This is a genomic window from Phytohabitans maris, from assembly GCF_031085175.1.
GTDB classification, from domain to species: Bacteria; Actinomycetota; Actinomycetes; order Mycobacteriales; family Micromonosporaceae; genus Phytohabitans; species Phytohabitans maris.
The window spans coordinates 171,234-191,880 of sequence record NZ_JAVHUY010000017.1 but is presented as its reverse complement, the minus strand read 5'-3'; the positions used below and the strand labels follow the sequence as shown (position 1 = coordinate 191,880).

The 20,647-nt window shown below is 71.2% G+C and carries 23 protein-coding genes and 1 pseudogene; 8 read left to right on the top strand and 16 right to left on the bottom strand.

Going from position 1 to position 20,647, the window contains the following annotated elements:
* Nucleotides 1-81 precede the first annotated feature (81 nt).
* Entirely contained in the window at nt 82-1,350 is a 1,269-nt protein-coding gene (locus tag RB614_RS20035; RefSeq protein WP_308714092.1) for an IS110 family RNA-guided transposase, read from the bottom strand.
* A 1,193-nt stretch (nt 1,351-2,543) separates the two neighbouring features.
* Here RB614_RS20035 and RB614_RS20030 point away from each other — a divergent pair.
* On the top strand, nt 2,544-3,017 hold the full coding sequence (locus RB614_RS20030; RefSeq protein ID WP_308714081.1) for a flagellar biosynthesis protein FlgA: 474 nt from the start codon (nt 2,544-2,546) through the stop codon (nt 3,015-3,017).
* Here the strand turns inward: RB614_RS20030 and RB614_RS20025 are convergent, their stop codons facing one another.
* A complete protein-coding gene (locus RB614_RS20025) occupies nt 3,018-3,191 on the bottom strand; it encodes a hypothetical protein (RefSeq protein ID WP_308714080.1) in 174 nt (57 codons plus the stop codon). It lies immediately after the preceding gene.
* 66 nt (nt 3,192-3,257) lie between these two features.
* Here RB614_RS20025 and RB614_RS20020 point away from each other — a divergent pair, with 66 nt between their 5' ends.
* A complete protein-coding gene (locus tag RB614_RS20020; RefSeq protein ID WP_308714079.1) occupies nt 3,258-3,581 on the top strand; it encodes a translation initiation factor 2 in 324 nt (107 codons plus the stop codon).
* Between the two features lie 68 nt (nt 3,582-3,649).
* Here RB614_RS20020 and RB614_RS20015 read toward each other — a convergent pair whose 3' ends face one another.
* Nucleotides 3,650-4,141, bottom strand: coding sequence for a DUF2231 domain-containing protein (locus tag RB614_RS20015; RefSeq protein WP_308714078.1), 492 nt, complete (start codon nt 4,139-4,141; stop codon nt 3,650-3,652).
* Nucleotides 4,142-4,305: 164 nt separating this feature from the next.
* On the opposite strand from RB614_RS20015, the gene RB614_RS20010 reads away from it, so the two are divergent.
* The 3 genes and pseudogenes from RB614_RS20010 (at nt 4,306) to RB614_RS20000 (ending at nt 6,475) form a co-directional block, all read left to right on the top strand.
* Nucleotides 4,306-4,731: a Fur family transcriptional regulator gene (locus tag RB614_RS20010; protein WP_308714077.1), complete on the top strand. Its 426-nt coding sequence runs from the start codon at nt 4,306-4,308 to the stop codon at nt 4,729-4,731.
* Nucleotides 4,721-5,545 (top strand): annotated as a pseudogene (locus RB614_RS20005) (oxygenase MpaB family protein); the annotation flags it as partial. The gene RB614_RS20010 and the pseudogene RB614_RS20005, both read left to right, overlap by 11 nt.
* 189 nt (nt 5,546-5,734) lie before the next feature.
* Nucleotides 5,735-6,475, top strand: coding sequence for a class I SAM-dependent DNA methyltransferase (locus RB614_RS20000; RefSeq protein WP_308714076.1), 741 nt, complete (start codon nt 5,735-5,737; stop codon nt 6,473-6,475).
* Between the two features lie 653 nt (nt 6,476-7,128).
* On the opposite strand, the gene RB614_RS19995 is transcribed toward RB614_RS20000, so the two are convergent.
* From RB614_RS19995 to RB614_RS19945, 11 genes are all read right to left on the bottom strand, one after another.
* Complete coding sequence (locus tag RB614_RS19995; RefSeq protein WP_428983061.1) at nt 7,129-8,052, bottom strand: RecB family exonuclease; 924 nt, start codon at nt 8,050-8,052, stop codon at nt 7,129-7,131.
* A gap of 53 nt (nt 8,053-8,105) precedes the next feature.
* Nucleotides 8,106-8,720, bottom strand: a complete 615-nt coding sequence (locus RB614_RS19990; RefSeq protein ID WP_308714075.1) for a MarC family protein — start codon at nt 8,718-8,720, stop codon at nt 8,106-8,108.
* A 21-nt stretch (nt 8,721-8,741) separates the two neighbouring features.
* Nucleotides 8,742-9,593 carry a PHP domain-containing protein gene (locus tag RB614_RS19985; protein WP_308714074.1) on the bottom strand — a complete coding sequence of 284 codons (852 nt, stop codon included), beginning with the start codon at nt 9,591-9,593 and terminating at the stop codon, nt 8,742-8,744.
* Nucleotides 9,593-10,885 carry a hypothetical protein gene (locus RB614_RS19980; RefSeq protein WP_308714073.1) on the bottom strand — a complete coding sequence of 431 codons (1,293 nt, stop codon included), beginning with the start codon at nt 10,883-10,885 and terminating at the stop codon, nt 9,593-9,595. The genes RB614_RS19985 and RB614_RS19980 overlap by 1 nt, the downstream gene beginning before the upstream one ends.
* A complete protein-coding gene (locus tag RB614_RS19975) occupies nt 10,882-11,547 on the bottom strand; it encodes a SigE family RNA polymerase sigma factor (RefSeq protein WP_308714072.1) in 666 nt (221 codons plus the stop codon). Before RB614_RS19975 ends, RB614_RS19980 begins: the two co-directional genes overlap by 4 nt.
* A gap of 122 nt (nt 11,548-11,669) precedes the next feature.
* Nucleotides 11,670-12,524 carry a PH domain-containing protein gene (locus tag RB614_RS19970; RefSeq protein WP_308714071.1) on the bottom strand — a complete coding sequence of 285 codons (855 nt, stop codon included), beginning with the start codon at nt 12,522-12,524 and terminating at the stop codon, nt 11,670-11,672.
* Between the two features lie 7 nt (nt 12,525-12,531).
* Nucleotides 12,532-12,690: a hypothetical protein gene (locus RB614_RS19965; protein WP_308714070.1), complete on the bottom strand. Its 159-nt coding sequence runs from the start codon at nt 12,688-12,690 to the stop codon at nt 12,532-12,534.
* A gap of 101 nt (nt 12,691-12,791) precedes the next feature.
* Nucleotides 12,792-13,481 carry a DUF6758 family protein gene (locus RB614_RS19960; RefSeq protein ID WP_346434202.1) on the bottom strand — a complete coding sequence of 230 codons (690 nt, stop codon included), beginning with the start codon at nt 13,479-13,481 and terminating at the stop codon, nt 12,792-12,794.
* A 16-nt stretch (nt 13,482-13,497) separates the two neighbouring features.
* Complete coding sequence (locus tag RB614_RS19955; RefSeq protein WP_428983060.1) at nt 13,498-14,181, bottom strand: TrmH family RNA methyltransferase; 684 nt, start codon at nt 14,179-14,181, stop codon at nt 13,498-13,500.
* 41 nt (nt 14,182-14,222) lie between these two features.
* Nucleotides 14,223-14,753, bottom strand: a complete 531-nt coding sequence (locus tag RB614_RS19950; protein ID WP_308714067.1) for a hypothetical protein — start codon at nt 14,751-14,753, stop codon at nt 14,223-14,225.
* A 79-nt stretch (nt 14,754-14,832) separates the two neighbouring features.
* The gene (locus RB614_RS19945) at nt 14,833-15,351 is read right to left on the bottom strand and encodes a MaoC family dehydratase (RefSeq protein ID WP_308714066.1); all 519 of its coding nucleotides are present in this window, start codon (nt 15,349-15,351) and stop codon (nt 14,833-14,835) included.
* A 529-nt stretch (nt 15,352-15,880) separates the two neighbouring features.
* Here RB614_RS19945 and trxA point away from each other — a divergent pair.
* Nucleotides 15,881-16,243, top strand: coding sequence for a thioredoxin (gene trxA / locus RB614_RS19940; protein WP_308714065.1), 363 nt, complete (start codon nt 15,881-15,883; stop codon nt 16,241-16,243).
* Nucleotides 16,244-16,318: 75 nt separating this feature from the next.
* On the opposite strand, the gene RB614_RS19935 is transcribed toward trxA, so the two are convergent.
* Nucleotides 16,319-17,122 (bottom strand): sugar phosphate isomerase/epimerase family protein, encoded by an 804-nt coding sequence (locus RB614_RS19935; protein WP_308714064.1) that lies wholly within the window; start codon nt 17,120-17,122, stop codon nt 16,319-16,321.
* Nucleotides 17,119-18,264: a Gfo/Idh/MocA family protein gene (locus RB614_RS19930; protein ID WP_308714063.1), complete on the bottom strand. Its 1,146-nt coding sequence runs from the start codon at nt 18,262-18,264 to the stop codon at nt 17,119-17,121. The genes RB614_RS19935 and RB614_RS19930 overlap by 4 nt, the downstream gene beginning before the upstream one ends.
* Before the next feature lie 271 nt (nt 18,265-18,535).
* On the opposite strand from RB614_RS19930, the gene RB614_RS19925 reads away from it, so the two are divergent.
* Together RB614_RS19925 and RB614_RS19920 are read left to right on the top strand one after the other, a co-directional pair.
* A complete protein-coding gene (locus RB614_RS19925) occupies nt 18,536-19,558 on the top strand; it encodes a LacI family DNA-binding transcriptional regulator (RefSeq protein ID WP_308714062.1) in 1,023 nt (340 codons plus the stop codon).
* Nucleotides 19,559-19,598: 40 nt separating this feature from the next.
* Nucleotides 19,599-20,645 (top strand): Rv2578c family radical SAM protein, encoded by a 1,047-nt coding sequence (locus RB614_RS19920; RefSeq protein WP_308714061.1) that lies wholly within the window; start codon nt 19,599-19,601, stop codon nt 20,643-20,645.
* Nucleotides 20,646-20,647: the final 2 nt, after the last annotated feature.

Sequence of the window (20,647 nt, the reverse complement as noted above, 5' to 3'; positions counted from 1 at the left end):
CTAATCCGAAAATGAGCGTTGGTGGGCGTGCGGCAGCGTCCCGGCGTAGCGCAGTGGAGCCGGGACTGGGTTTGTTTGTGGTTATGCGGCGGGTTGGAGGGTGACCTGGTAGCCGAGGGCGTTCAGGCCGCGGATGTGGTTGCGGACGGCGTGTTGGGTGCTGGTGCGGGTGTCGTAGTGGTCGGGTCCCAGGTCGATGAACCTGGCCTGTTCGTCGTGGAGTAGGTGCCAGACGATGGTCAGGATGGACCGGCCGATGGCGACGACGGCTTTCTTCTTGCCCCGGCGTCTGGCGATGCGGCGGTAGCGCTGTCCGAGGAAGGTGCTGGTTTTTGACGCGCCGACAGCGGCTTCGCCCAGGGTGCGGGCCAGGTATGGGTTGCCGTGTCCGGTGGCGCCGTTGCCCTTGTTCTTGCCGGCGGATTGTTTGACGGTGGGGGCGAACTTGGCCCAGGAGGCCAGGTGGCCGGCGGTGGGGAATCGGGTCATGTCCACACCGATCTCGGCGAGGATGGCGTGGGCGGCGGTGGTAGCGACGCCGGGGATTTCATCCAGGCGGGTCACCGCTGCGGCGAAAGGGGCGACCAACTCCGCGATGCGCTGCTCGACCGTGGTGATATCGGCGTTGACGGTGTCGATCTGGGCGAGCATCCGGGCCAGCAGGAACGCGTGGTGTTCGCTGAAGCGGCCGACGAACGCCTCTTCCAGTTGGGGCAGTTTGGTGCGCATGCGCGTGCGGGCCAGTTGAGCGAGGGTCTTCGGGTCGCGTTCCCCGGCGATCAGGGCCTGCATCATCGCCCGCCCGGACACACCGAAGATGTCACTGGCGACCACGGACAGCTTGATCTGCGCGTCTTCGAGCAACTTCTCCACCCGGTTCTTGGCCCGGCCCCGATCGCCGACCAGGTCGATGCGGTAGCGGGTCAGGTCGCGAAGCTGACGGATCGGCGCGGGCGGCACGAAACTCGGACGGATCATGTCCCGCTCGGCAACCTTGCACAACCACACCGCATCGAGCTTGTCGGTCTTCGGCCGTCCCGGCAGGTGCTTGACATCGCGAGCGTTGACCAGCCACACCTCGAACCCGGCCGCCTCCAACAAGTAGAACGGCGGCTTCCAATAGTCCGAGGTCGCCTCCATCACCACCCGGGTCACCCCCAGCCCGGCCAGCCACTGACCCAACGCGATCAGCGACCGGGTCATCGTCGGGTACGTCCTGACCTCCTGCGCCCGCCGTCCCGACCCGCTCGGGCTAGGCACCCGCACACAACAGACCACCTCAGCCTTGCCGATATCCAACGCCGCGACCCGCTCAACGATCTCGTCGCGGTCCCGCGTCTCTTCCAACATCACAGACCACCCCACCCCAGCCGAACCCATACCAGACCGGTCGCCCGCAGGAGCCGCAAGGGCGAAGCGAAGCTAATCCGCGTGCTCGAAGCAACAGTGAAGAACCCAACAACGCGGCTCCCAGCATCCGACTAGACGACGGCCTCAACAGCCAAGCAGCAACGATGTCAACGAGCGACCGGACCCCCAATTTTCAGCCCGGAACGAGCTCCCCCACCAGGGGAAACGTGACTAGACGCTCTATTCCAAGGGTGGGCTCGCTCAGCGGTACTGGAAGTACGTTATGACCGCCTCAAAACGTACTTCCAGTACCGCTGAGCAGAGACTCGGCCCTTGATCGACGGGCAGCGCCGCCTTGACTCTCGCCCCGGCCCCCGGGGTCGGGTGGGTTGTGGTTGCCAAACGCGGAGGGTGACGCCGCGGGCCTAATGCCACTCACCGTAGTTTGATCAAGGCCGTGAGCTGGACTCTGCCGTCCACATTCACCAGCCCCGTCCGCCCGGCCCCGCGGTCCGCGCGGACGATGACCAGATCCAGGCCATTCGCGCCGAGATCGTGGTACATAGGTGCCCACGGAGGGGCACTGGAATACCACGATCACCACGCGCCGACCGGATTTGACGCAGCGCACGCCGTCCGTGGCGAATCGCCACCCTCGCGAGGCGGCTTTCGCCACGGACGCCCACGAACCCCGCTGACCCGCATCGATCAAGCAAAGGCTTGCCACTCGACAGCCGCGGACAAGCCCGGACGGCGCGTCCATGCCGCGGCACGGGCCCGGCTCAATGATCGACTCAGGGCGAGTGGCATCGGGCCCGGACCACGACGGGCATCGCGGTAGCTCAATCCTTGGAATAGATCGTCCAGGGCCTGTATCAAAGAGTTTGTCGTGCGAGCCGGAGTCCAGGCGACGTCAGATGGTGGCGGGCGCAAGGTCGCACACCGGGCGTGAGCGAGCTTGCGAGCAAACCATCAGGCGCAGTGATGGACCCGCCACGAAGGCCGCACCACCAGATGGCCGCTATATGCGCCGCCGGTCGTCGTCTGTGCCCGGCGCAGCCCGGCCAGGAATTTGGTACGGGCCCTAGCAGATCCGCCGGTCGCCCGGGCGTTATCCACACCCGGGCCGGTTGTCCACAGGCGCCCGGTCGACGCGGGCGGCCCGCCCCGCCGGCCGCCTACGGTCCTGGGCCATGCGGGAGCCCACCCTCGATCCGGTGCGCCGGCCCCGGCTGCCGCGCGGCCGTACGCTGCTGCGCGCCGGGCTGGTCGCCACATTTCTGCTGACCGCGGTCGCCGCGCTCTTCGCCCGCGACCCGGCCGCCACCTGCGCGCCGGCGCCGACCGCCGCCCCGGCGCCCTCCGTCGACGCCAGCGGCCGGCTCGCGGTGCCACCGGGCGCGGTGGGCGTGCCGGTGCGGCTGGCCGAGCCCGCGGTGCTGGCGCTGGTGCGTCCCGGAGACCGGGTCGACCTGCTGGCGGTGGGCGGTGCCACGCCCACACCGGCGCCCAGCCGTGAGCCCGCGCCCCTGGCGCGCGACGCGCTGGTGCTCGGCGTGGTGGGTGTGGACGGTGCGGTGCTGCTCGCGCTCGCACCCGACCGGGCGCGGGCGATCGTCAGCCTGCCCGACGGCACCCGCTTTGGCGTGATCGTGCGGCCGAAGTGATCAGTCCCAGTGCGGCGGGCGGTCCTCCAGCAGCCGGTCGTCATTGGAATACGACGACTCGCCCCACCCGCGATCCGTGTCGTCACGGGTCTGGTCGGGCAGCACCGGAAGGTCGTCCTCATCGAGGTCGACCAGGCGGTCCGGATCTTCGCGCAGGTCTTCCGCCCCGTTCACGGAAAGCAGCGTACCGAGGCATGGTTAACCGCGGGGGACAGGCTGGCGTTGATAGCGTCGGTGAGCGTGACGACGCGCAACGGTGGCCCGGCCGACGACGAGTTCTGGCGGCGGCCGGCAGATGGCACGCCGCCCCCGCCCGAGCCGCCTCCCGCCGAGCCGGCCACACCGGCGTATCCGGGTCCGCCGCCGAGCGCCCCGCCGCCCCGGGGATGGCGCCCACCGGTCGTCATGCAGCCATCCGCACCGCGCGAGCTTCCCCGGCAGGACACCGCGGGGATCGAGGAAGAGGAGCGGAGCGCGCGCACCCTGACGTACGGCATCGGCATGATCGCCGCCGCCGTGCTCGTGGTGGTCATCTGCCTGCTCTGCTCGCGCGTGCTCTTCTAGTGATCGAAGCTCCCGTCAAGCCGTTCTAGCGACTTGGGGGGAGCTTTGATCACTGGCAGGCGGCCACCCTAGATGCCGCTCCAGACGGCGTCGGCGCCTGAGTCGCCGGTCAGGTAGACGTAGACGCCGGTGACGCCGGCCAGCACGATCACCGCCGCGCCGAGCACCCAGGTCAGCCAGAGCGGCACGCCGCCGGCGACCCCGCGGCCGCTGGTCAGGCCGTTCGTGATGAGCACCAGCAGCAGCGTGCCGGCGCCGAGGCCGAGGCTGAACCAGAACGTCAGGTCGCCGTACCCCTGGTGGTCGGCGACCTTGTCGAGGATCTCCTGGCCGTAGTTGGCGGCGACCAGCCGCTCCTGCAGCCGCTCCCCCGACTCGCGCGCCACGAACGCCGCGACCGGGCCGGCGATCGCCAGCAGGGCGGCGGCCCAGCCGATCCGGGCCCGTACGCGAGGGATCAACGTATATACGACGGCGGCGACGGCGAGCAGTGGGATGAATACCACCGCGGCGTGCACCACGAGAGGATGCATCGGCAGGCCCATGATCTCGTCGAACACGAGTCCTCCTTCGGGGGATCCATGTGACCGCGAGATCAGCGTACGATTTGTCTGTCTCGCGGATGATGCCCTTGTCAAACGGTGGCTACGGAGACAGAGTCGAACCGGTTCATCCGGGTTCCGCGCGCCTTGCTGGTGACGTATTCGCGTGCTGTTATTGCTAGATGCACGGCGAAGAGCTGCTGCGGTCGCGCGGCCTGCGGGTGACCCGACCGCGCCTCGCCGTGCTCGATGTCCTGGCTGGTGGCGGCCATCTGGAGGTCGACGAGATCGCCCGCCGGGTGCGCACCCGGCTCGACTCCGTCTCCACCCAAGCCGTCTACGACGTGCTCGGCGCCCTGTCCCGCGCCGGCCTCGCCCGCCGCCTCGAGCCGGCCGGCAGCCCCGCCCGATACGAGGCCCGCGCCGGTGACAACCACCACCACGTGGTCTGCCGCGGCTGCGGCGAGGTGGCCGACATCGACTGTGCCGTCGGCGAGGCGCCCTGCCTCGACCCCAACGTCTCGCACGGCTTCAAGATCGACGAGGCGGAGGTCACGTTCTGGGGGCTGTGCCCGGCGTGCCAGGCCCGCAAGACCGATGACATCTGAGGATCTCGGCCTCTTCGGTCCCGACTCGGTGAGCTGGCGCGTGCACGAGGAGCCCATCCTCTTCGTCGCCGGGCTCCGCTCGCTCTACCTCCAGGCGCTGCACCCCCTGGCGGTGGCGGCCGTGACGCAAAACTCCGACTACCGGAGCGACCCGTGGGGCCGGCTGGTGCGCACCTCGCAGTACGTCGCCACCACCGTCTACGGCACCACCGCCCAGGCCGAGGCCGCCGGCCGGCGGGTGCGGGCCCTGCACGCCCGGCTGCGCGGCACCGACCCGCGCACCGGCGCCGAGTTTCGGGTCGACGATCCCGATCTGCTGCGCTGGGTGCACGTAGCCGAGATCGAGTCGTTCGTCTCCACCGCCCGCCGCGCCGGCGTGCCGCTGAGCCCGGCCGACGTCGACGCCTACTACACCGAGCAGCGTCGCGCCGCCGCCCTCGTCGGCCTCGACCCGGTGGCGGTGCCCGGCACCGCCGCCGAGGTGGCCGAGTACTACGCGCGCGTCCGCCCCGAGCTGGGCATGAGCAAGGCGGGCGCCGAGACGTTCCTCTTCCTCAGCCACCCGCCGCTCCCCTGGCGCCTGGGCCTCACCCCGGTGCGCCTGGCCTACCTGGGCGTCGCCGCCACGGCGTTCTCGCTGCTGCCGCCCTGGGCCCGCCGCATGTACGGCGCGCTGGGCCTGCCCCTCGCCGACATCTCGGCCGACGTCTCCGTGCGCGGGCTGCGGCTGCTGCTGGCCGCACTCCCCAAGCGCTTTCGCAGCGGCCCGATCCACAAGGGCGCCATGGAACGCGCCGCCCGCGCCCGCAGCCTGGCCACCGGCGGCCCCGCGCCCGCCGGCCGGGCCGCGGGCGTTCCCGCCGACCTGGCACCCGCCGATCCGGCACCCGCTGCCCTGGCACCCGCCGACCGGGCCGCTGGCCTCGTCGCTGGCCTCGCCGCTGGCCGAGGCTGAGGCATTAATCGATGGACGGTGCGAGCCGTCGCGACCATCGTGGACCGGATGCGACAGGAAGAGCTGTGGGACGTCGACGCCGCCCAAAGCTATGACACGCCTGGTGCGGGCATGTTCGCGCCCGACGTGCTGGGACCGACCGTAGACCGGCTGGCCGAGCTCGCGGGCGGCGGCCGGGCACTGGAGTTGGCCATCGGCACCGGCCGGGTAGGCATACCACTCGCCGAGCGGGGCGTACCGGTCACCGGCATCGAACTGTCCCGCCCGATGGTCGACCGCCTCCGCGAAAAGGTGGACGAGACCGCACTCCCGGTCATCGTCGGCGACATGACCACCGCGGTCGCCCCGGGCGAGTACACGCTCGCCTACCTCGTCTTCAACACCATCTCCAACCTGCTCGACCAGGCCGCGCAGGTAGCCTGCTTTCGCAACGCCGCCCGCCACCTCACGCCCGGCGGCCGATTCGTGATCGAGCTGTGGGTGCCCGAGCTGCGCAAGCTCCCACCCGGCCAGCAGGCCGTGGTCTGGCACACCGAGCCGGGCTACATCGGCCTGGACACGTACGACGTGCTGCGCCAGCACGTGGTCTCGCACCACGTCAGGTACGACGACAGCAAGCAGGCCCGGCTGACCCGCAGCCCGCACCGCTACATCTGGCCCGCCGAGCTCGACCTCATGGGCCAGCTCGCCGGCTTCGAGCTGGAGAGCCGGCACGCCGACTGGTCCGGAGCCGCCTTCACCGCCGACTCGCGCTCGCACGTCTCCGTCTATCGCCTCCCGGCGCGCTAGAAAGCTTTCGGAGTCGGGGCTCGACGCGGGACGCGCCCGCCCGTGATCAAGCCACCGCGACGTTCGCGGTGGTCCAGACCAACGACCACCGGCCGCGCCCAAGCCGACCGCCCTCCCACGATCGACACTCCAAGATCAGCCCTGGCCGCAGATCGTGGTACGAATCCGCCCACCCGAGGGCACCTACATACCACGATCTCGACCGCCGCCCGGTGTTGATCATGGGCTGGCCAGCCCTGCTCGAATAGGCGTGAGTGGCATTGGGTGCGGACTGTCGCTCCCGGGGCCTCGTCCTCCCCCTCATGGTCGCTTCGCGACCCAGGAAGCAGTGCTTTCGAGGTCGGGCCTCAGCTGTAGACCGCGTGCGCGGATGCTTTCCCACGGGCACCGCTACGGCCGGCGGCGAGCTGGCGCTCGCCGAGATCCGCGACCTCCGCTGCCGGCTCCACGCGACACAAGCCCGCCCCAGAGGGAGCACAGACGGGGCAGCTCCAGAGCTCCCCGCACACACACATCCGCCCACCCGGCGGCGGAGGGGTGGTGAGGTGTCGTGGTCGCGCAGACCGCAGATGGCCGCCGGCTCCCCGCAGGGGGCGGGGTGAGATCGCCGACCGCGCAGGGCGAGGCGCGTGCCACACGCGTGACCGAAGTCGCTACGCGTCGCCGGCGGCCGGGGTCAGCACGCGGTCGACGGCGGCCCAGGGGTCCTTGGTCGGGGCCTCGGCACCGGCCGGGCAGCTCCTGCGGAAGTCGCACCAGGTGCAGATCGGGCCGGGCGTCGTCGGGAAGGCCTCGTCGGGGTCGCCACCCTCGGCCACCGCGCGCTCGGCGGCCACGATGTCGCGTGCGGTGTCTTCGGCGCGGCTGACCTGCCGGGCCAGCGACTCGGGCGTGTGCTCGTGCGCCGCGACCGTGCCCGACGGCAGGTGGTGCAGCTCGACCCGGCGGCACGGGCGGCGGAAGACCCGCTCGGCGGCGAACGCGTACAGCGCGAGTGCCTGGGAGCCGCGGGCGTCGTCGGAGTCGAGGCCGGTGCGGCCGGTCTTGTAGTCGACGATGGCCAGCTCCGGCCCATCGGGCCCGGACCGCGAGTCGATGCGGTCGGCGCGCCCGTTGAACGCCAGCACCGATGTCTTCACCGCCACCACGCGCTCCACGCCGAGCGGCTCGACCGCCGGGTCAAGTGTCTCCACATAGGACTCTAGCCACTCCAGGGCGCGCCGGTAGGCGGCGCGCTCCTGCGCCTCGTCGCGGTAGCCCTCGCGCACCCACGTGCCCTTGAGCAGCGTGGGCAGTGCCTCCGGGAGGCGGCGCTCGGCGGGCAGGGCAAACCAGTTGCGCAGCGCCGTGTGCACGCTGGCACCGAGCGAATTGTGCGCCCAGGGCGGGCCTTTGGGCGGGGTGGGACGGTCTACATAGGAGTATCGATAGCGCCGCGGGCAGTCCTCGTAGGAGCCCAGCTTGCTGGGCGTACAGACGAAGAGCCGCTCCGGCATGCCCTCGAAGCCGAGCTGCTCCGGCTCTGGCCGGCCGGCGCCGCCGCGCGGACGCGGGGTCGCGGAATATGCCCTACGCACCCCACGATCCTCCCACCGCCGTACGACATCCCGCCCACCGCCACGGCGAGGCGTCACCCGCCATTCGTGTACTGCCGCACGAAGGCGGCCACCGCGTCGGCGATCAGCTGTACGGCGATCGCGGCCAGCAGCAGCCCGGCGATACGGGTGAGCACCTCGATGCCGCTGGGGCGCAGCACCTTCACGATCCCGCCGGAGAAGCGCAGCGCCAGCCACACCGTGGCCATCGCCGCCACGATGCCGACCGCGACCGCGAAATAGTCGGCCGCACCGTCGGACCGCTGGACGAAGAGCATCGTCGCCACGATCGCGCCGGGGCCGGCCAGCAGCGGCGTACCGAGGGGCACCAGCGCGATGTTCGCGGTGACCTGCTGGTTGGGGTCGTCGCTGCGGCCGGTGAGCAGTTCCAGCGCGATGAGGATCAGCAGCAGGCCACCAGCGCCCTGCAGGGCGGGCAGGTCGACGTGGAGGTAGTCGAGCAGCGTCTGGCCGGCCACCGCGAAGACCACGATCACCCCGAACGCGAGGCCGACCGCCTGGGTACCGGCCCGGTTGCGCTCGCGGGCGGAGAGGGTGCCGGTGAGCGCGAGATAGATCGGCACCATGCCCGGCGGATCCATGATCACGAGGAGGGTGACGAACACCTCGCCGAGCAGCTTGAGATCCACACGGTCACGCTAGAGGAACGGTCACGGGCCCAGGACGGGGACGCCCGAGGCGGCCGCGACGATCGCCTCGAACGCGGCCGGCTCGGTCGTGAACGCGCCGAGCTTGACCTGCTTGTGCGAGCCGTGGAAGTCGGACGAGCCGGTCACCACCAGCCCCAGCTCGGCGGCGAGCCCCCGCACGTGCTCGCGCTCGGCCGGCGAGTGGGCCTCGTGGTCGGCCTCCAGCCCGAAAAGCCCGGCCGCCGCCAGCTCCACGATCAGCGAGTCGGGCACCACCGTGCCGCGCTTGGTGGCCCTGGGGTGGGCGAAGACCGGTACGCCGCCCGCCTCGCGCACCAGCCGTACCGCCGCGAAGACGTCCGTGTCTTCCTTGGGCAGCCGGTAGCGCTCGCCCAGCCACCGGTCCTCGAACGCCTCGTCGGTGTCGGCCACCAGCCCGGCCCGGATCAGCGCCAGCGCGACGTGCGGCCGCCCGACCGTGCCGCCGGCCGCGTACCCGCGTACCTCGTCCCAGGTCACGTCGACCCCGTCGGCGCGCAACCGCTCGACGGTGCGCCGGGCCCGCTCCTCGCGGCTGCCCCGCACCCGGGCCAGCTCCGCCACCAGGGCCGGCGCGGTGGGGTCGAAGAGGTACGCCAGCAGGTGCAGCGGGATCGCCGGCGACCGGCCGTACCACCGGCAGGAGAGCTCGGCCCCGCGCACGAGTGCGAGGCCGGCGGGGCGGGCCTCGCCCGCGGGCGCCCAGCCGGCGGTCGTGTCGTGGTCGGTGATGGCGAGTACGTCGAGGCCGGCCTCGGCGCCGGCGGCGACGAGCCCGGCCGGGGTGAGCGTGCCGTCGCTGGCGGTGGAGTGGGCGTGCAGGTCGATGCGCATCAGACCAGCATGGGGTCCACCACGAGCAGCCGGTCGTCGGTGCCGGCGCCCGGCACCGCGACCACGTCGACCTCCGGCTCGCGCCCCACCTTGACCCGCATGAGCTGGCCGTCACGGGAGACGTGCACGAGCGTGCTGCCGCTGGCCCACGCCGACTGGTCGGTCAGCTCCGGACCGGCGTCGACCGAGGTCGCCTCGCCCTCGAAGACCACCCGCAGGTCGACCAGCCGCGACCGCCCGGCCCCGTCGGCCACCAGCCAGCGACCGTCGGGCGAGACGGTGCCGTCGCCGCGCGGGGTGAGCTGCAGCGCGCAGGCGGTCTTGAGCACGGTGAGCGCGTTGACCGCGTCGAGGAGGGCGAGGCACGGTCGGTCGCCGGCCTCGGCCGTGACCTGGGCGACGACGGTGCGGCCGTCGGGCAGCGGCCCGTAGATCTCGGAGGTGCTCGCCTTCCACTCCGGTGTGTACGGCGTGCCGCGCCGCGGCCACCACACGTCGAAGCCGGCCTCTTGGGCGCCGGAGCTGGTCCGCTCCATCACCACGCCGCTCCCCACGAAGCTCACCGGGAGCCCTTCCTCCGGCGCGGAGGCCTGGGTGGCGTCCTTGAGCGTGCCCTGGTCGACGACCGCGCTGAAAAGGCGTGCGCTGTCGCGCCAGGCCACCCGGCGGCCGTCCGGCGCCAGCGCCACCGCGTCGACCGCGTGGAGCACCTGGACGGAGGAGCCGTCGGAGGCCACGTACCACAAACTGGAGCCGCCCGCGGGTGGCACACCGACGACCAGCCAGCCCTTGGTGGCCTCGTGCGCCTGGGCCACCGTGCCGACCTGGGGCAGCGTGATGGCGGTGCCGGTCGCCGTCCGGAGCTGGGTGGCGACGACCAGGTCGACCGGCGCCCGGGTGGCAGACATCTTGTCGCGGTCGAACGTGCCGCTGGGCACCGGCACGGCCGTGGTCGGCGCGATCGCCGGCAGCGACTGGACGATCTCCGGGGGCGGATCTTCGATCCAGGCGGGCCCCGCGTAGCGCCGGTCGTCGGGGTTGAGCTGCACGACCCCGGCGGTGGCGGCGGCCGTGGCGGCGACGACGAGCACGGTGCCCACGACGGAACGGCGCCGGTTGATGCGGCGCCCCTTTCCGATCGCGCGGCCGGCCGGGTCGGGGCCGCCGACCCCGTGCTCCGGCGTCGCTGCCCGCGACAGCGTCTCCCGCAGTGCCCGCTCCAGGTCGTCCGATGCCACGTCCAATGGACGCCTTGGCGGCCGCCCCAGGTTGTCCGGCTCGCCCATCGTCACCCGCGCTCCAAGCCGGCGGCGGGTGCCGGGATCGGCGGCATCGGCAGGCTCGGCACCACCGGCGCCGGCCGTACGCGGGTGGGCTCCGGCTCTCGGCCCGCCGGCACCCGCTTGCCCCGCGTAGCCGCACGCGAGCCGGTGTCGCTCGCCAGCCCGGAGGCGACGCCCTCGGCACCGAGCCGCTGCCGCAGGGTGTGCAGGGCGCGCGAGGTCTGACTCTTGACCGTACCGGTCGAGATGTCGAGCAGCGCGGCGGTCTGCGCCTCGGTCAGGTCTTCGTAGAAGCGCAGCACCAGCACCGCGCGCTGGCGGGCCGGCAGCGCCTTGACGTGCCGCCACAACGCGTCGCGCTCGAGCTGCTCGTCGATCCGGTCGGGCGCGGCCCGCTCGGGGAGGACCTCGGTGGGGCGCTCACCGTGCCAGCGCCGGCGCCACCAGCTGGTCGCGGTGTTGACCAGGACCCGGCGCGCGTACGGCTCGACGGCCTCGATCTCACCCAGCCGCTTCCAGGCCAGATATGTCTTGGTCAGGGCGATCTGGAGCAAATCTTCGGCGGTGGCCCAGTCACCGGCGAGCAGATAGGCCGTACGAAGCAGGGCGGCGGAGCGCGCCGCGACGAACTCGCGGAACTCCTCCTCCATTTCCTGCCTGGCGGCCGACACTCATCGCCTCCCCGTGATAGGTGCCCTCCCGAAGGTTGTCACAGCCTTTGGGTGAGAACCATGGCACGGATGGCTATACCGCCCTCTGGCACGATAACGGCGGGATAACGAATAGATGCTGGTCAGGCGCCGTCTTCGGCGGTGCTTTCCTCCGCCTTGCCGAGGCGCGCCTCGACGGCCTGCGGCTCGTACATCTCCTCGACCACGCGGAGATAGAGCTCATTGGGGTTGGGCAGGTGCTTGACCTCGCGGAGCGCCTGATCCTGGCCGGCCGACTCGAGCACGAACGTGCCGTAGTTGAGCATGCGGCCGAGCGGGGACTGCTCGTACTTCATGTCGGTCACGCGCAGTAGCGGCATCATGCCGACCTTGCGGGTGATGATGCCGTTGACCACCATGACCCGCTTGTTGGTCAGGATGAAGCGGTCGAAGTACCAGTCGCCGACCTGCCAGGCGACCCAGCCCATGACGGCGAACCAGACGATGACCGCGGCGGTGGTGAGGCCGCGGACGTCCTGCCGGGCGAGAAAGCCGGAAAGGTAGCCGAGCGCGAAGGTGGCGGCGGTGCCGATCAGCAGGGGGGTGGTCAGGTGGACCCAGTGCCGCTTCCACTCCCCGCGGTAACGCTCGGTAGGGAACAGGTAGCGGGCGACCAGGGAGCTGGGCTCGTCTTCGAGCGGCAGGACGCGCCGCGGGCCGATCGGCATGCCCGCGGCGTCGGTGCGGAGTCCGGAGAGCTCGTCTTCGGAGAACTCGGGCGGCAGATAGCCACCGCGTCCACTGTCGGCGTATCCGGCGCTCTCGGAGTAGGCCGGGCCGTCCGAATAGGAGGCACCGGGCGAGAACGCGGTGTCTTCGCTGTAGCCGGGACCGTCGTCACGCGGAGTGCGTGGCGGGATGGGCTCCGTGTCGCGCTGGCGATGGATTCGGTCGGGCTCGTCAGGGTCGTCGGGGGGTCCGCCCGGTGCGCTGCCCATGGACGACCTAGGCGATCAGGCTCGTGACGAAGTCACCAAGGCCCTGGCCGATGTCGGCAACCGTGGTGCCCAGTGACTGGAACACGTCCGCCGCTGAATCTGGCCGGTACGCGATGAAAAACAACAGGAACGCGATGCCGCCCCAGGTGAGGATCTTCTTGACCATTTGCAGGCCGTCCCTCCGCACTGCGCGCCGAGCCGGTGTCGGCAGTACCCAGAGTATCAGTCGAGCGTCTTTACGTGTTGATCCAATACTGGAAAACGCATTCACGCTCTCCCGTGCAAGTACGGCGACGGCGCGCCGTACACGAGCTCGGGCGGCAGCCACTCGGAGAGGTCGTGCAGCACGACATGCTCCGCGAGAAGGTAACCCGCGCTCGCTGGCCAGGCTATCGCATACAGCCACATTCCCCTGGCTTCTCCCGCGTAGGCGCTCCGATCCGTCGGCGACTTCACAGACCAAAGTGGAGTCGGGTGACCGCCCACTTTGATCTTCGCGTGCGGTCCACCGTGGTCACCCGCCGGCGGGCCCTCGTCGCCGAGCGCGTCGGCGATCAGCGCGCCCGGATCGAGCCCGGGAAGGCCGCCGAACCGGTTGCCCAGCCCCACGCCCGGCTCCTCGGCCACGAACACGAGATCGGCCGGCCCGCCACGGAGCGGGGACGGCCCGCTGCAGGCCACGGCGGTGGCGCGCACGCCGGTGCGGTCGTCGCCGGCCCAGGCCAGGCCGGTCATCATCCAGCCCGGTGGCAGCGGCCAGGGGCACCAGACCGGCACCGGCGCCCGGCCGCTCAGCTCCTGGGACCGCTGGACCGCGGCCAGCACGCTCGCCACGACGTCGGCGCTCACATGCTCGGCGACGTGCATCGGCGGCACCGGGCCGTCGTCGTCGCAGCGCCAGTCGGTGTGCATCAGGTCCGGCGGTCGCACCGGACCGCCACATCTGGGGCAACTCACCGCAACGCCCACCTCCCTACGGTGCGGGGCTCGCCGCCTCCCCGTCAAGGTCTCCGGACGTTGGTGCGCTGTCCGCCGGGGGCGGGCCGGCGTGCGCACGGATCCAGGCGTGCATGGCGATCCCGCTGGCCACGCCCGCGTTGATGGATCGGGTGGAGCCGTACTGGGCGATCGAGAAGACCTGGTCGCAGGAGGCCCGCGCGACGTCGGAGAGCCCCGGGCCCTCCTGGCCGAACAGCAGTGCGCACCGCCGGGGCAGCGTCACCGCCTCCAGCGGGTGCGCGCCGGGCAGGTTGTCGATGCCCACCACGGGCAGGTCGTGGCCGTGCGCCCAGGCCACGAACTCCTCGATCGTCTCGTGGTGGCGGACATGCTGGTAGCGGTCGGTCACCATCGCGCCCCGACGGTTCCACCGGCGCCGCCCGACGATGTGCACCTCCGCGGCGAGGAACGCGTTGGCGTTGCGCACGACCGTGCCGATGTTGAGGTCGTGCTGCCAGTTTTCGATCGCCACGTGGAAGTCGTGGCGCCGCTCGTCGAGGTCGGCCACGACCGCCTCGCGCCGCCAGTAGCGGTAGCGGTCGACCACGTTTCGCCGGTCACCGTGCGCGAGCAGCTCCGGGTCGAGGCGTGGATCGGCCGGCCACTCACCTGGCCACGGTCCAACCCCGATCTCGATCTCATCGCCACTCACGGTCATCAGAGGGTACGGCCCACGCCCGGCCCGCCGCGCGGCGGTGGTCAGGCCAGGGCCAGTGCGATCGCCAGCTCGTCGAGGAAGCGCCGCTCCGCGGCACTCACCTGCGCGCCGCCGAGCCCCAGCAGCCCACCCGAGCGGGCCGCGCCGCAGACCCGGGCGGCCACCGACTGCACCCACTGGCGGTACGCCGCCGAGTCGGCCGGGTCGGCCCGCGCGGCCAGCACCCCGGTCGCCCGACGGCAGGCCTCCAGTACCTCGGCGAGGCCGGCGGCCCGGTCGGTGAACTCCTCGGCCGTGGGCCGGTCGTCGTCGGCCTCGGCGTAGATCGCGGAGACCACGGCACGGACCAGATCGCTGTCGAACGCCCGCCCGGCGGCGATCGCGTCGAGGCCGGCGAGCCCTTCGGCGACCGTACGGCGCGGGGCATCCGGCTCGGCGGACGTGGCCGCCACGATCACCCGCGCGGGTAGGTGCGTCAGCAGCTCCCACTCACCCGGCGCGAACGCCATCGCGGCGACCTGGCCGGCGGTGCCAGTAGGAGTCGGGTCTCCGGAAGCGGATTGGCTCGGCATAGCGACCTCCCGAGGTCAGCATATGCCCAGTTTTGCGGGGATGCGTGGCTTGCGGGCCCAGGCCTGCGTGTCGGGGGTTTCAGCCCTTCGGTTCGGGGAAGCTGGGCCGGTCCGGGTCGGCGCCGGCGAGCACGGCGGCGGCCGTGTACTCCTTCTTCGGCACCATGACCCGCCGGCGAAACACGCAGACCAGCGTGCCGTCCTGCTTGTAGCCCTTCGTCTCCACCGAGACCACGCCGCGGTCGGACTTCGAGGTGGACTCGCGCTTGTCGAGCACGGTGGTCTCGCCGTAGATGGTGTCGCCGTGAAACGTGGGCGCGACGTGACGCAGGGACTCGACCTCGAGGTTGGCGATGGCCTTGCCGCTCACGTCCGCCACGGACATGCCCAGGAGCAGCGAGTAGATGTAGTTGCCCACGACCACGTTGCGCTTGAAGTGGGTGGACGTCTCGGCGTAGTGGGCGTCCAGGTGCAACGGGTGGTGGTTCATGGTGAGCAGGCAGAACAGGTGGTCGTCGTACTCCGTGACGGTCTTGCCCGGCCAGTGCCGGTAGACCGCGCCGACCTCGAACTCCTCGTAGTACCGGCCGAACCGCATCCACGCCCTCCCTACGCGTTACGCCTACCTGTGGGTAGAGCAAGGATGCCTTATCGATGGTTAAGCCTGGAGGCCGAGGGCCGGAACCGACCCCGGACGCAATGAGCGGCGGGGCCCTCCCCGGCACCCGCCGCCCACGCTTGATGTAGTTGATTTTGCCGTGCAACTCGCACTCAAGAAAGGTTTCAGGGCGAGACGGAGGTCACAGTTATCCTTTTGTGACGTTACCGTCAGTGAGAGTTCGGCGACTTGTGGCCTACCGTTACCGATCTTCACGCACCGCATTAGCCTAGGTCTTCGGCATTTTCGCTGTTACGGCCAGGTAAACTGATGGAATCGCTCCCATCACCTTGGGTTACGCACCGGTCATCGCTTTTGGTCACTGTCTGGACGCTTCCGGTAGGGCACTGACAGACCCGCCACAGAGGCTCCGCCGCGCCGCGCCGGGTGTCCGGTTCGTCGGGAATGCAAACCCGCCTCGGTAGGTTTCAGTACGCGTAGGCGACATCCCTGTGATCGGAGAGATCAAATGGCGACCGTTGAGCTGACCACGGCGAACTTCGACGAGGTGACCAGCCAGGACGGCACCGTACTGGTCGATTTCTGGGCCAGCTGGTGTGGTCCGTGTGTCCGGTTCGCGCCGGTCTACGAGCGCTCGTCGGAGAAGCACCAGGACATCGTGTTCGGCAAGGTCGACACCGAGGCGCAGCAGGAGCTGGCGGCCAAGTTCGACATCCGGTCGATTCCCACCATCATGGCCATCCGCGACGGCGTGATCGTGTTCGCGCAGCCCGGCGCCCTGCCCGAGTCGGCGCTCGAGTCGCTGATCGAGCAGGTGCAGGCGCTCGACATGGACGACGTCCGCAAGAAGCTCGCCGCCCACAACCACTGATCGACAAACCCCTTTCGCATACGGAGGGCGCCCCTCGCCATTGAGGGGCGCCCTGTGCATCTGGGGCGTGGACGGTCAGGCGACGTGCGCCTCGTACGCCGCGATCGTGTCCGCCAGGATCTCCGCGCCCGGACGCGCCCACAGGCCGGCGTGAAATACCTCCACCTCGACCGGCCCGGTGTAGCCGGCGGCGTCGACCGCCTCGCGAAAGCGGCGCAGCTCGACGCAGCCCTCACCGGGCAGCCCCCGTCCCAGCAGCACGCCCTCGGGCAGCGGGGTGATCCAGTCGGCCGCCTGAAAGCAGGCGATCCGCCGCTCCCGGCCGGCCCGCGCGATCTGCGCCCAGATCGTGTCGTCCCACCACACGTGGTACGTGTCGACGACCACGCCGACCGCCTCGGCCGGGTACGGCGCCGCGAGGTCGAGCGCCTGCCCGAGGGTCGACACCACGCACCGGTCCGAGGCGAACATCGGGTGCAGCGGCTCGATCGCGAGCTGGACGCCGGCCTCCAGTGCGGCCGGCACCAGGCAGCCGATCGCCTCGCCGACGTGCCGGCGGGCCGCGTCGAGATCACGGCTACCGGGCGGCAGCCCGCCGGAGACGAGCACCAGCACCGGTGCCCCGAGCGCGTGCGCCTCCGCGACGGCGCGACTGTTCTCCTCGTACCAGGTGGGGGTCTGGAAGAAACCCCCGCGGCAGAGTGAGGTGACCTCGAGCCCGGCGTCTTTTACGAGCGCCGCGGTCTTTTCCAGGCCGAACTCGGCGACCTGCTCGCGCCACAGCCCCACCCGCGTGACGCCGGCCGCCACGCAGCCGGCGACGAGGTCGGGGATCGGCCAGCGGTTGGCCGTCGCCTGGTTGAACGAAAAGCGCGTCACAGCTCGGGGATCTCGATGCGGCGCCCCTCGCGGGCGGACTTGAGGCCCAGCTCGGCGAGCTGGACGCCGCGGGCGCCGGCCCACAGGTCCCAGGTGTACGGCGCGCCCTCGGCCACGTGCCGCAGGAAGAGCTCCCACTGCGCCTTGAAGCCGTTGTCGAACTCCTCGTTGTCCGGCACGACCTGCCACTGCGCGCGGAAGTCCTCGGTGGCGGGCAGGTCCGGGTTCCACACCGGCTTGGGCGTGGTGGCGCGGTGCTGGACCCGGCACTCGCGCAGGCCGGCGACCGCGCTCCCCTCGGTGCCGTCCACCTGAAACTCCACCAGTTCGTCGCGGTAGACCCGGACCGCCCAGGAGGAGTTGATCTGAGCGACGATGCCGCCCTCGATCTCGAAGATGCCGTACGCCGCGTCGTCGGCGGTCGCGTCGTAGCCCTCGCCGGCCTCGTCCCACCGGCGGTCGATGTGGGTCGTGACGTGCGCGGTCACCGCCTTGACCGAGCCGAAGATCTGCTCCAGCACGTAGTGCCAGTGCGGGAACATGTCCACTGTGATCCCGCCGCCGTCCGCGGCCCGGTAGTTCCACGAAGGACGCTGGGCGGCCTGCCAGTCACCCTCGAAGACCCAGTAGCCGAACTCGCCGCGCACGGACAGGATGCGGCCGAAGAAGCCCCCCTCGACCAAGCGGGCCAGCTTGCGCAGGCCGGGCAGGAAGAGCTTGTCCTGCACCACGCCGTGCTTGATGCCCGCGGCGTCGGCGAGGCGGGCCAGGTCGACGGCGGTGGCCAGGTCTTCGGCGATCGGCTTCTCCGTGTAGATGTGCTTGCCGGCGTCGATCGCGGCGCGCAGCGCCTTTTCCCGCTGGGCGGTCACCTGGGAGTCGAAGTAGACCTCCACCTCGGGGCGGGCCAGCGCGGCCGTCAGGTCGGTGGTCCAGTCGGTGAGGCCGTGCCGGTCGGCGATCTCGCGGAGCTTGGTCTCGCTCCGGCCCACCAGCACCGGCTCCGGCCACAGCCGGGTGCCGTCGCGCAGCGGTAGCCCGCCCTGGTCGCGGATCGCGAGCAGCGAACGCACCAGATGCTGGCGATATCCCATCCGGCCGGTCACGCCGTTGAGCGCGATGCCGATCGTCCTGCGGGCCATGCGGAGGTCCAATCGTTCCGAGGTAAGCGCTTTCCTCGATCACGGTACTGGCGGTCACCGTTGCGCTGCAAGGCCTTTCCTCTATATGGGCAGGTCCACGGTATTCTCAGTCGGCAAATGGCCCTGGGGGCGGCGAGATCCGGTCCGAGGAGCGAAGCGACGAGGATGGACCGAGCCGGCATCCAGGGCCAAGCGCGAGCGGAGCGAGCGCAAATCAGCAGATCTGGAGTGCCGTGGGCGGGCGCGCCAGTCGCGTGGGCGGAGGGTTCAGATGGCGACGCTGGCCGATGTCGCGCGGCGCGCGGGCGTATCGCCGGCCACCGCGTCCCGGATCATCAACGGCAGCTCGAAGCCGGTCACCGACGCGCTCCGCGAGCGGGTGCTGGCCGCCGTCGAGGAGCTGCAGTACGTGCCGAACGCGCACGCCCAGCTCCTGGCGCGCTCACACCGCACCGCGATCGGCGTGATCGTCCACGACGTCTCCGACCCGTACTTCGCGGAGATCACCCGGGGCCTCCAGCGGGTCGCCACCGCCCACGGCCGGCTCGTGATCATCTGCAACAGCTACCGCGACCCCGTCAAGGAGCTGGAGTACGTGGAGCTGCTCCGCGCCCACCAGGTCGCCGCGATCGTGCTCGCCGGCTCCGGCTACCACGACGAAGACTTCACGAAAGCGCTCGACGGCAAGCTCCGGGTGTACGAGAGCACCGGCGGGCGGGTCGCCGTGATCGGCCGGCACGAGCACGCCGGCGACGCGGTCGTCCCCGACAACGAGATGGGTGGCTACCTGCTCGCCAGCCACCTCTACGAGCTCGGCCACGAGCACATCGGCGTGATCGCCGGACCCAAGCAGCTCACCACCACCACCGACCGCCTCGCCGGCCTGCGCCGGGCCGCCCGCGACCACGGCCGCAAGCTGCCGGCCAGCCGCGTGGCGTACGCGGACTTCGACCGCACCAGCGGCGCCGAGGCGACCGCCGCCCTGCTGGACGCCGAGCCGCGCCTCACCGCGCTGGCCGCGCTCAACGACTCGATGGCCATCGGCGCGCTCTCGCTGCTCCGCTCGCGTGGCATCGCGGTGCCCGAGCGGATCAGCGTGATCGGCTTCGACGACATGCCGATCGCCCGGGACGTGACGCCGGCGCTCACCACCGTGCGGCTGCCGCTGGAAGACATGGGCGCGCGGGCGATGACGCTCGCGCTGGAGGAGCCGGCCGGACACACGGCACCCCGGATCGAGCAGGTCGGCGCCGAGCTGATCCGCCGCGACAGCACCGGCGCGCCGCCCGCGTAGGCGCTTGCAATTTGGTCGTACACATGTTCGAATAGGCTGGATGCGCTGGGACCACTTGTCGGCTCCCCCCGACGGAGCGGTCCCGGACGGGCCGGCGCCGGCGGCTCCACCCCTGCCGCTGGCGCTGCCCGGCGCGGTGGCGCGCACGTTCGACACACCGGGCTTCGCCGGCATGACCTTCTACGAGGTGCAGGCCAAGAGCATCATCAACCGCGTCCCCGCCTCGTCCCGCATGTCCTTCATGTGGACGATCAACCCGTACCGGGGCTGCAGCCACGCATGCAGTTACTGTTTTGCACGCGGCACGCATACCTACCTGGATCTCGACGCTGGGCACGACTTCGACACCAAGGTCGTCGTCAAGGTCAACGCGGGCGAGCTCGTGCGGCGCGAGCTGGCCGCGCCCAGGTGGCGGGGCGAGCACATCGCGATGGGCACCAACGTCGACCCCTACCAGCGGGCCGAGGGGCGATACCGGCTGATGCCGCGGATCCTGTCGGCGCTGCGTGACTTCGCCAACCCGTTCTCGATCCTCACCAAGGGCACGCTGATCCTGCGCGACCTGCCGCTGCTCCGGCAGGCGGCCGAGGTGACGCAGGTGAGCGTGGCGATGTCGGTGGGCTTCGTCGACGAGCGGATGTGGCGCTCGGTCGAGTCCGGCACGCCGAGCCCGCGGCGCCGGCTCGACGCGGTGCGGGCGCTGACCGACGCGGGTTTCCGGGTGAGTGTGCTGATGGCGCCGATCCTCCCCGGCCTCACCGACACCGACGACTCGATCGAGGCTACGGTCGCGGCGATCGCGGCAGCCGGCGCGGCCAGCGTCACGCCGATCCCGCTGCATCTGCGGCCCGGTGCCCGCGAGTGGTACGCGGCGTGGCTGGCCCGTGAGTTTCCGGCGCTGGCCCCGCACTACCGCCGGCTCTACGGGCGCGGCTCCTACCTGCCGAAGGAGTACCAGCGTGAGGTGACCGCCCGGGTCCGCATGGCCGCACGCCGGCACGGCCTCGACCGCGCCGGGCCGGGTGAGGCCCGCCAGCCGGAGGCGCCACCGGTCCCGCCCGAGCCGGAGCAGTTGACGCTGCTGTAGCG

Coding starts and splice junctions, on each gene's coding strand:
- RB614_RS20035 (WP_308714092.1), bottom strand. CDS start 1,350: ATGTTGGAAGAGACGCGGGACCGCGACGAGATCGTTGAGCGGGTCGCG.
- RB614_RS20030 (WP_308714081.1), top strand. CDS start 2,544: ATGCGGGAGCCCACCCTCGATCCGGTGCGCCGGCCCCGGCTGCCGCGC.
- RB614_RS20010 (WP_308714077.1), top strand. CDS start 4,306: ATGCACGGCGAAGAGCTGCTGCGGTCGCGCGGCCTGCGGGTGACCCGA.
- RB614_RS20000 (WP_308714076.1), top strand. CDS start 5,735: ATGCGACAGGAAGAGCTGTGGGACGTCGACGCCGCCCAAAGCTATGAC.
- RB614_RS19985 (WP_308714074.1), bottom strand. CDS start 9,593: ATGCGCATCGACCTGCACGCCCACTCCACCGCCAGCGACGGCACGCTC.
- RB614_RS19970 (WP_308714071.1), bottom strand. CDS start 12,524: ATGGGCAGCGCACCGGGCGGACCCCCCGACGACCCTGACGAGCCCGAC.
- RB614_RS19965 (WP_308714070.1), bottom strand. CDS start 12,690: ATGGTCAAGAAGATCCTCACCTGGGGCGGCATCGCGTTCCTGTTGTTT.
- RB614_RS19955 (WP_428983060.1), bottom strand. CDS start 14,181: ATGACCGTGAGTGGCGATGAGATCGAGATCGGGGTTGGACCGTGGCCA.
- RB614_RS19950 (WP_308714067.1), bottom strand. CDS start 14,753: ATGCCGAGCCAATCCGCTTCCGGAGACCCGACTCCTACTGGCACCGCC.
- RB614_RS19945 (WP_308714066.1), bottom strand. CDS start 15,351: ATGCGGTTCGGCCGGTACTACGAGGAGTTCGAGGTCGGCGCGGTCTAC.
- trxA (WP_308714065.1), top strand. CDS start 15,881: ATGGCGACCGTTGAGCTGACCACGGCGAACTTCGACGAGGTGACCAGC.
- RB614_RS19930 (WP_308714063.1), bottom strand. CDS start 18,264: ATGGCCCGCAGGACGATCGGCATCGCGCTCAACGGCGTGACCGGCCGG.
- RB614_RS19925 (WP_308714062.1), top strand. CDS start 18,536: ATGGCGACGCTGGCCGATGTCGCGCGGCGCGCGGGCGTATCGCCGGCC.
- RB614_RS19920 (WP_308714061.1), top strand. CDS start 19,599: ATGCGCTGGGACCACTTGTCGGCTCCCCCCGACGGAGCGGTCCCGGAC.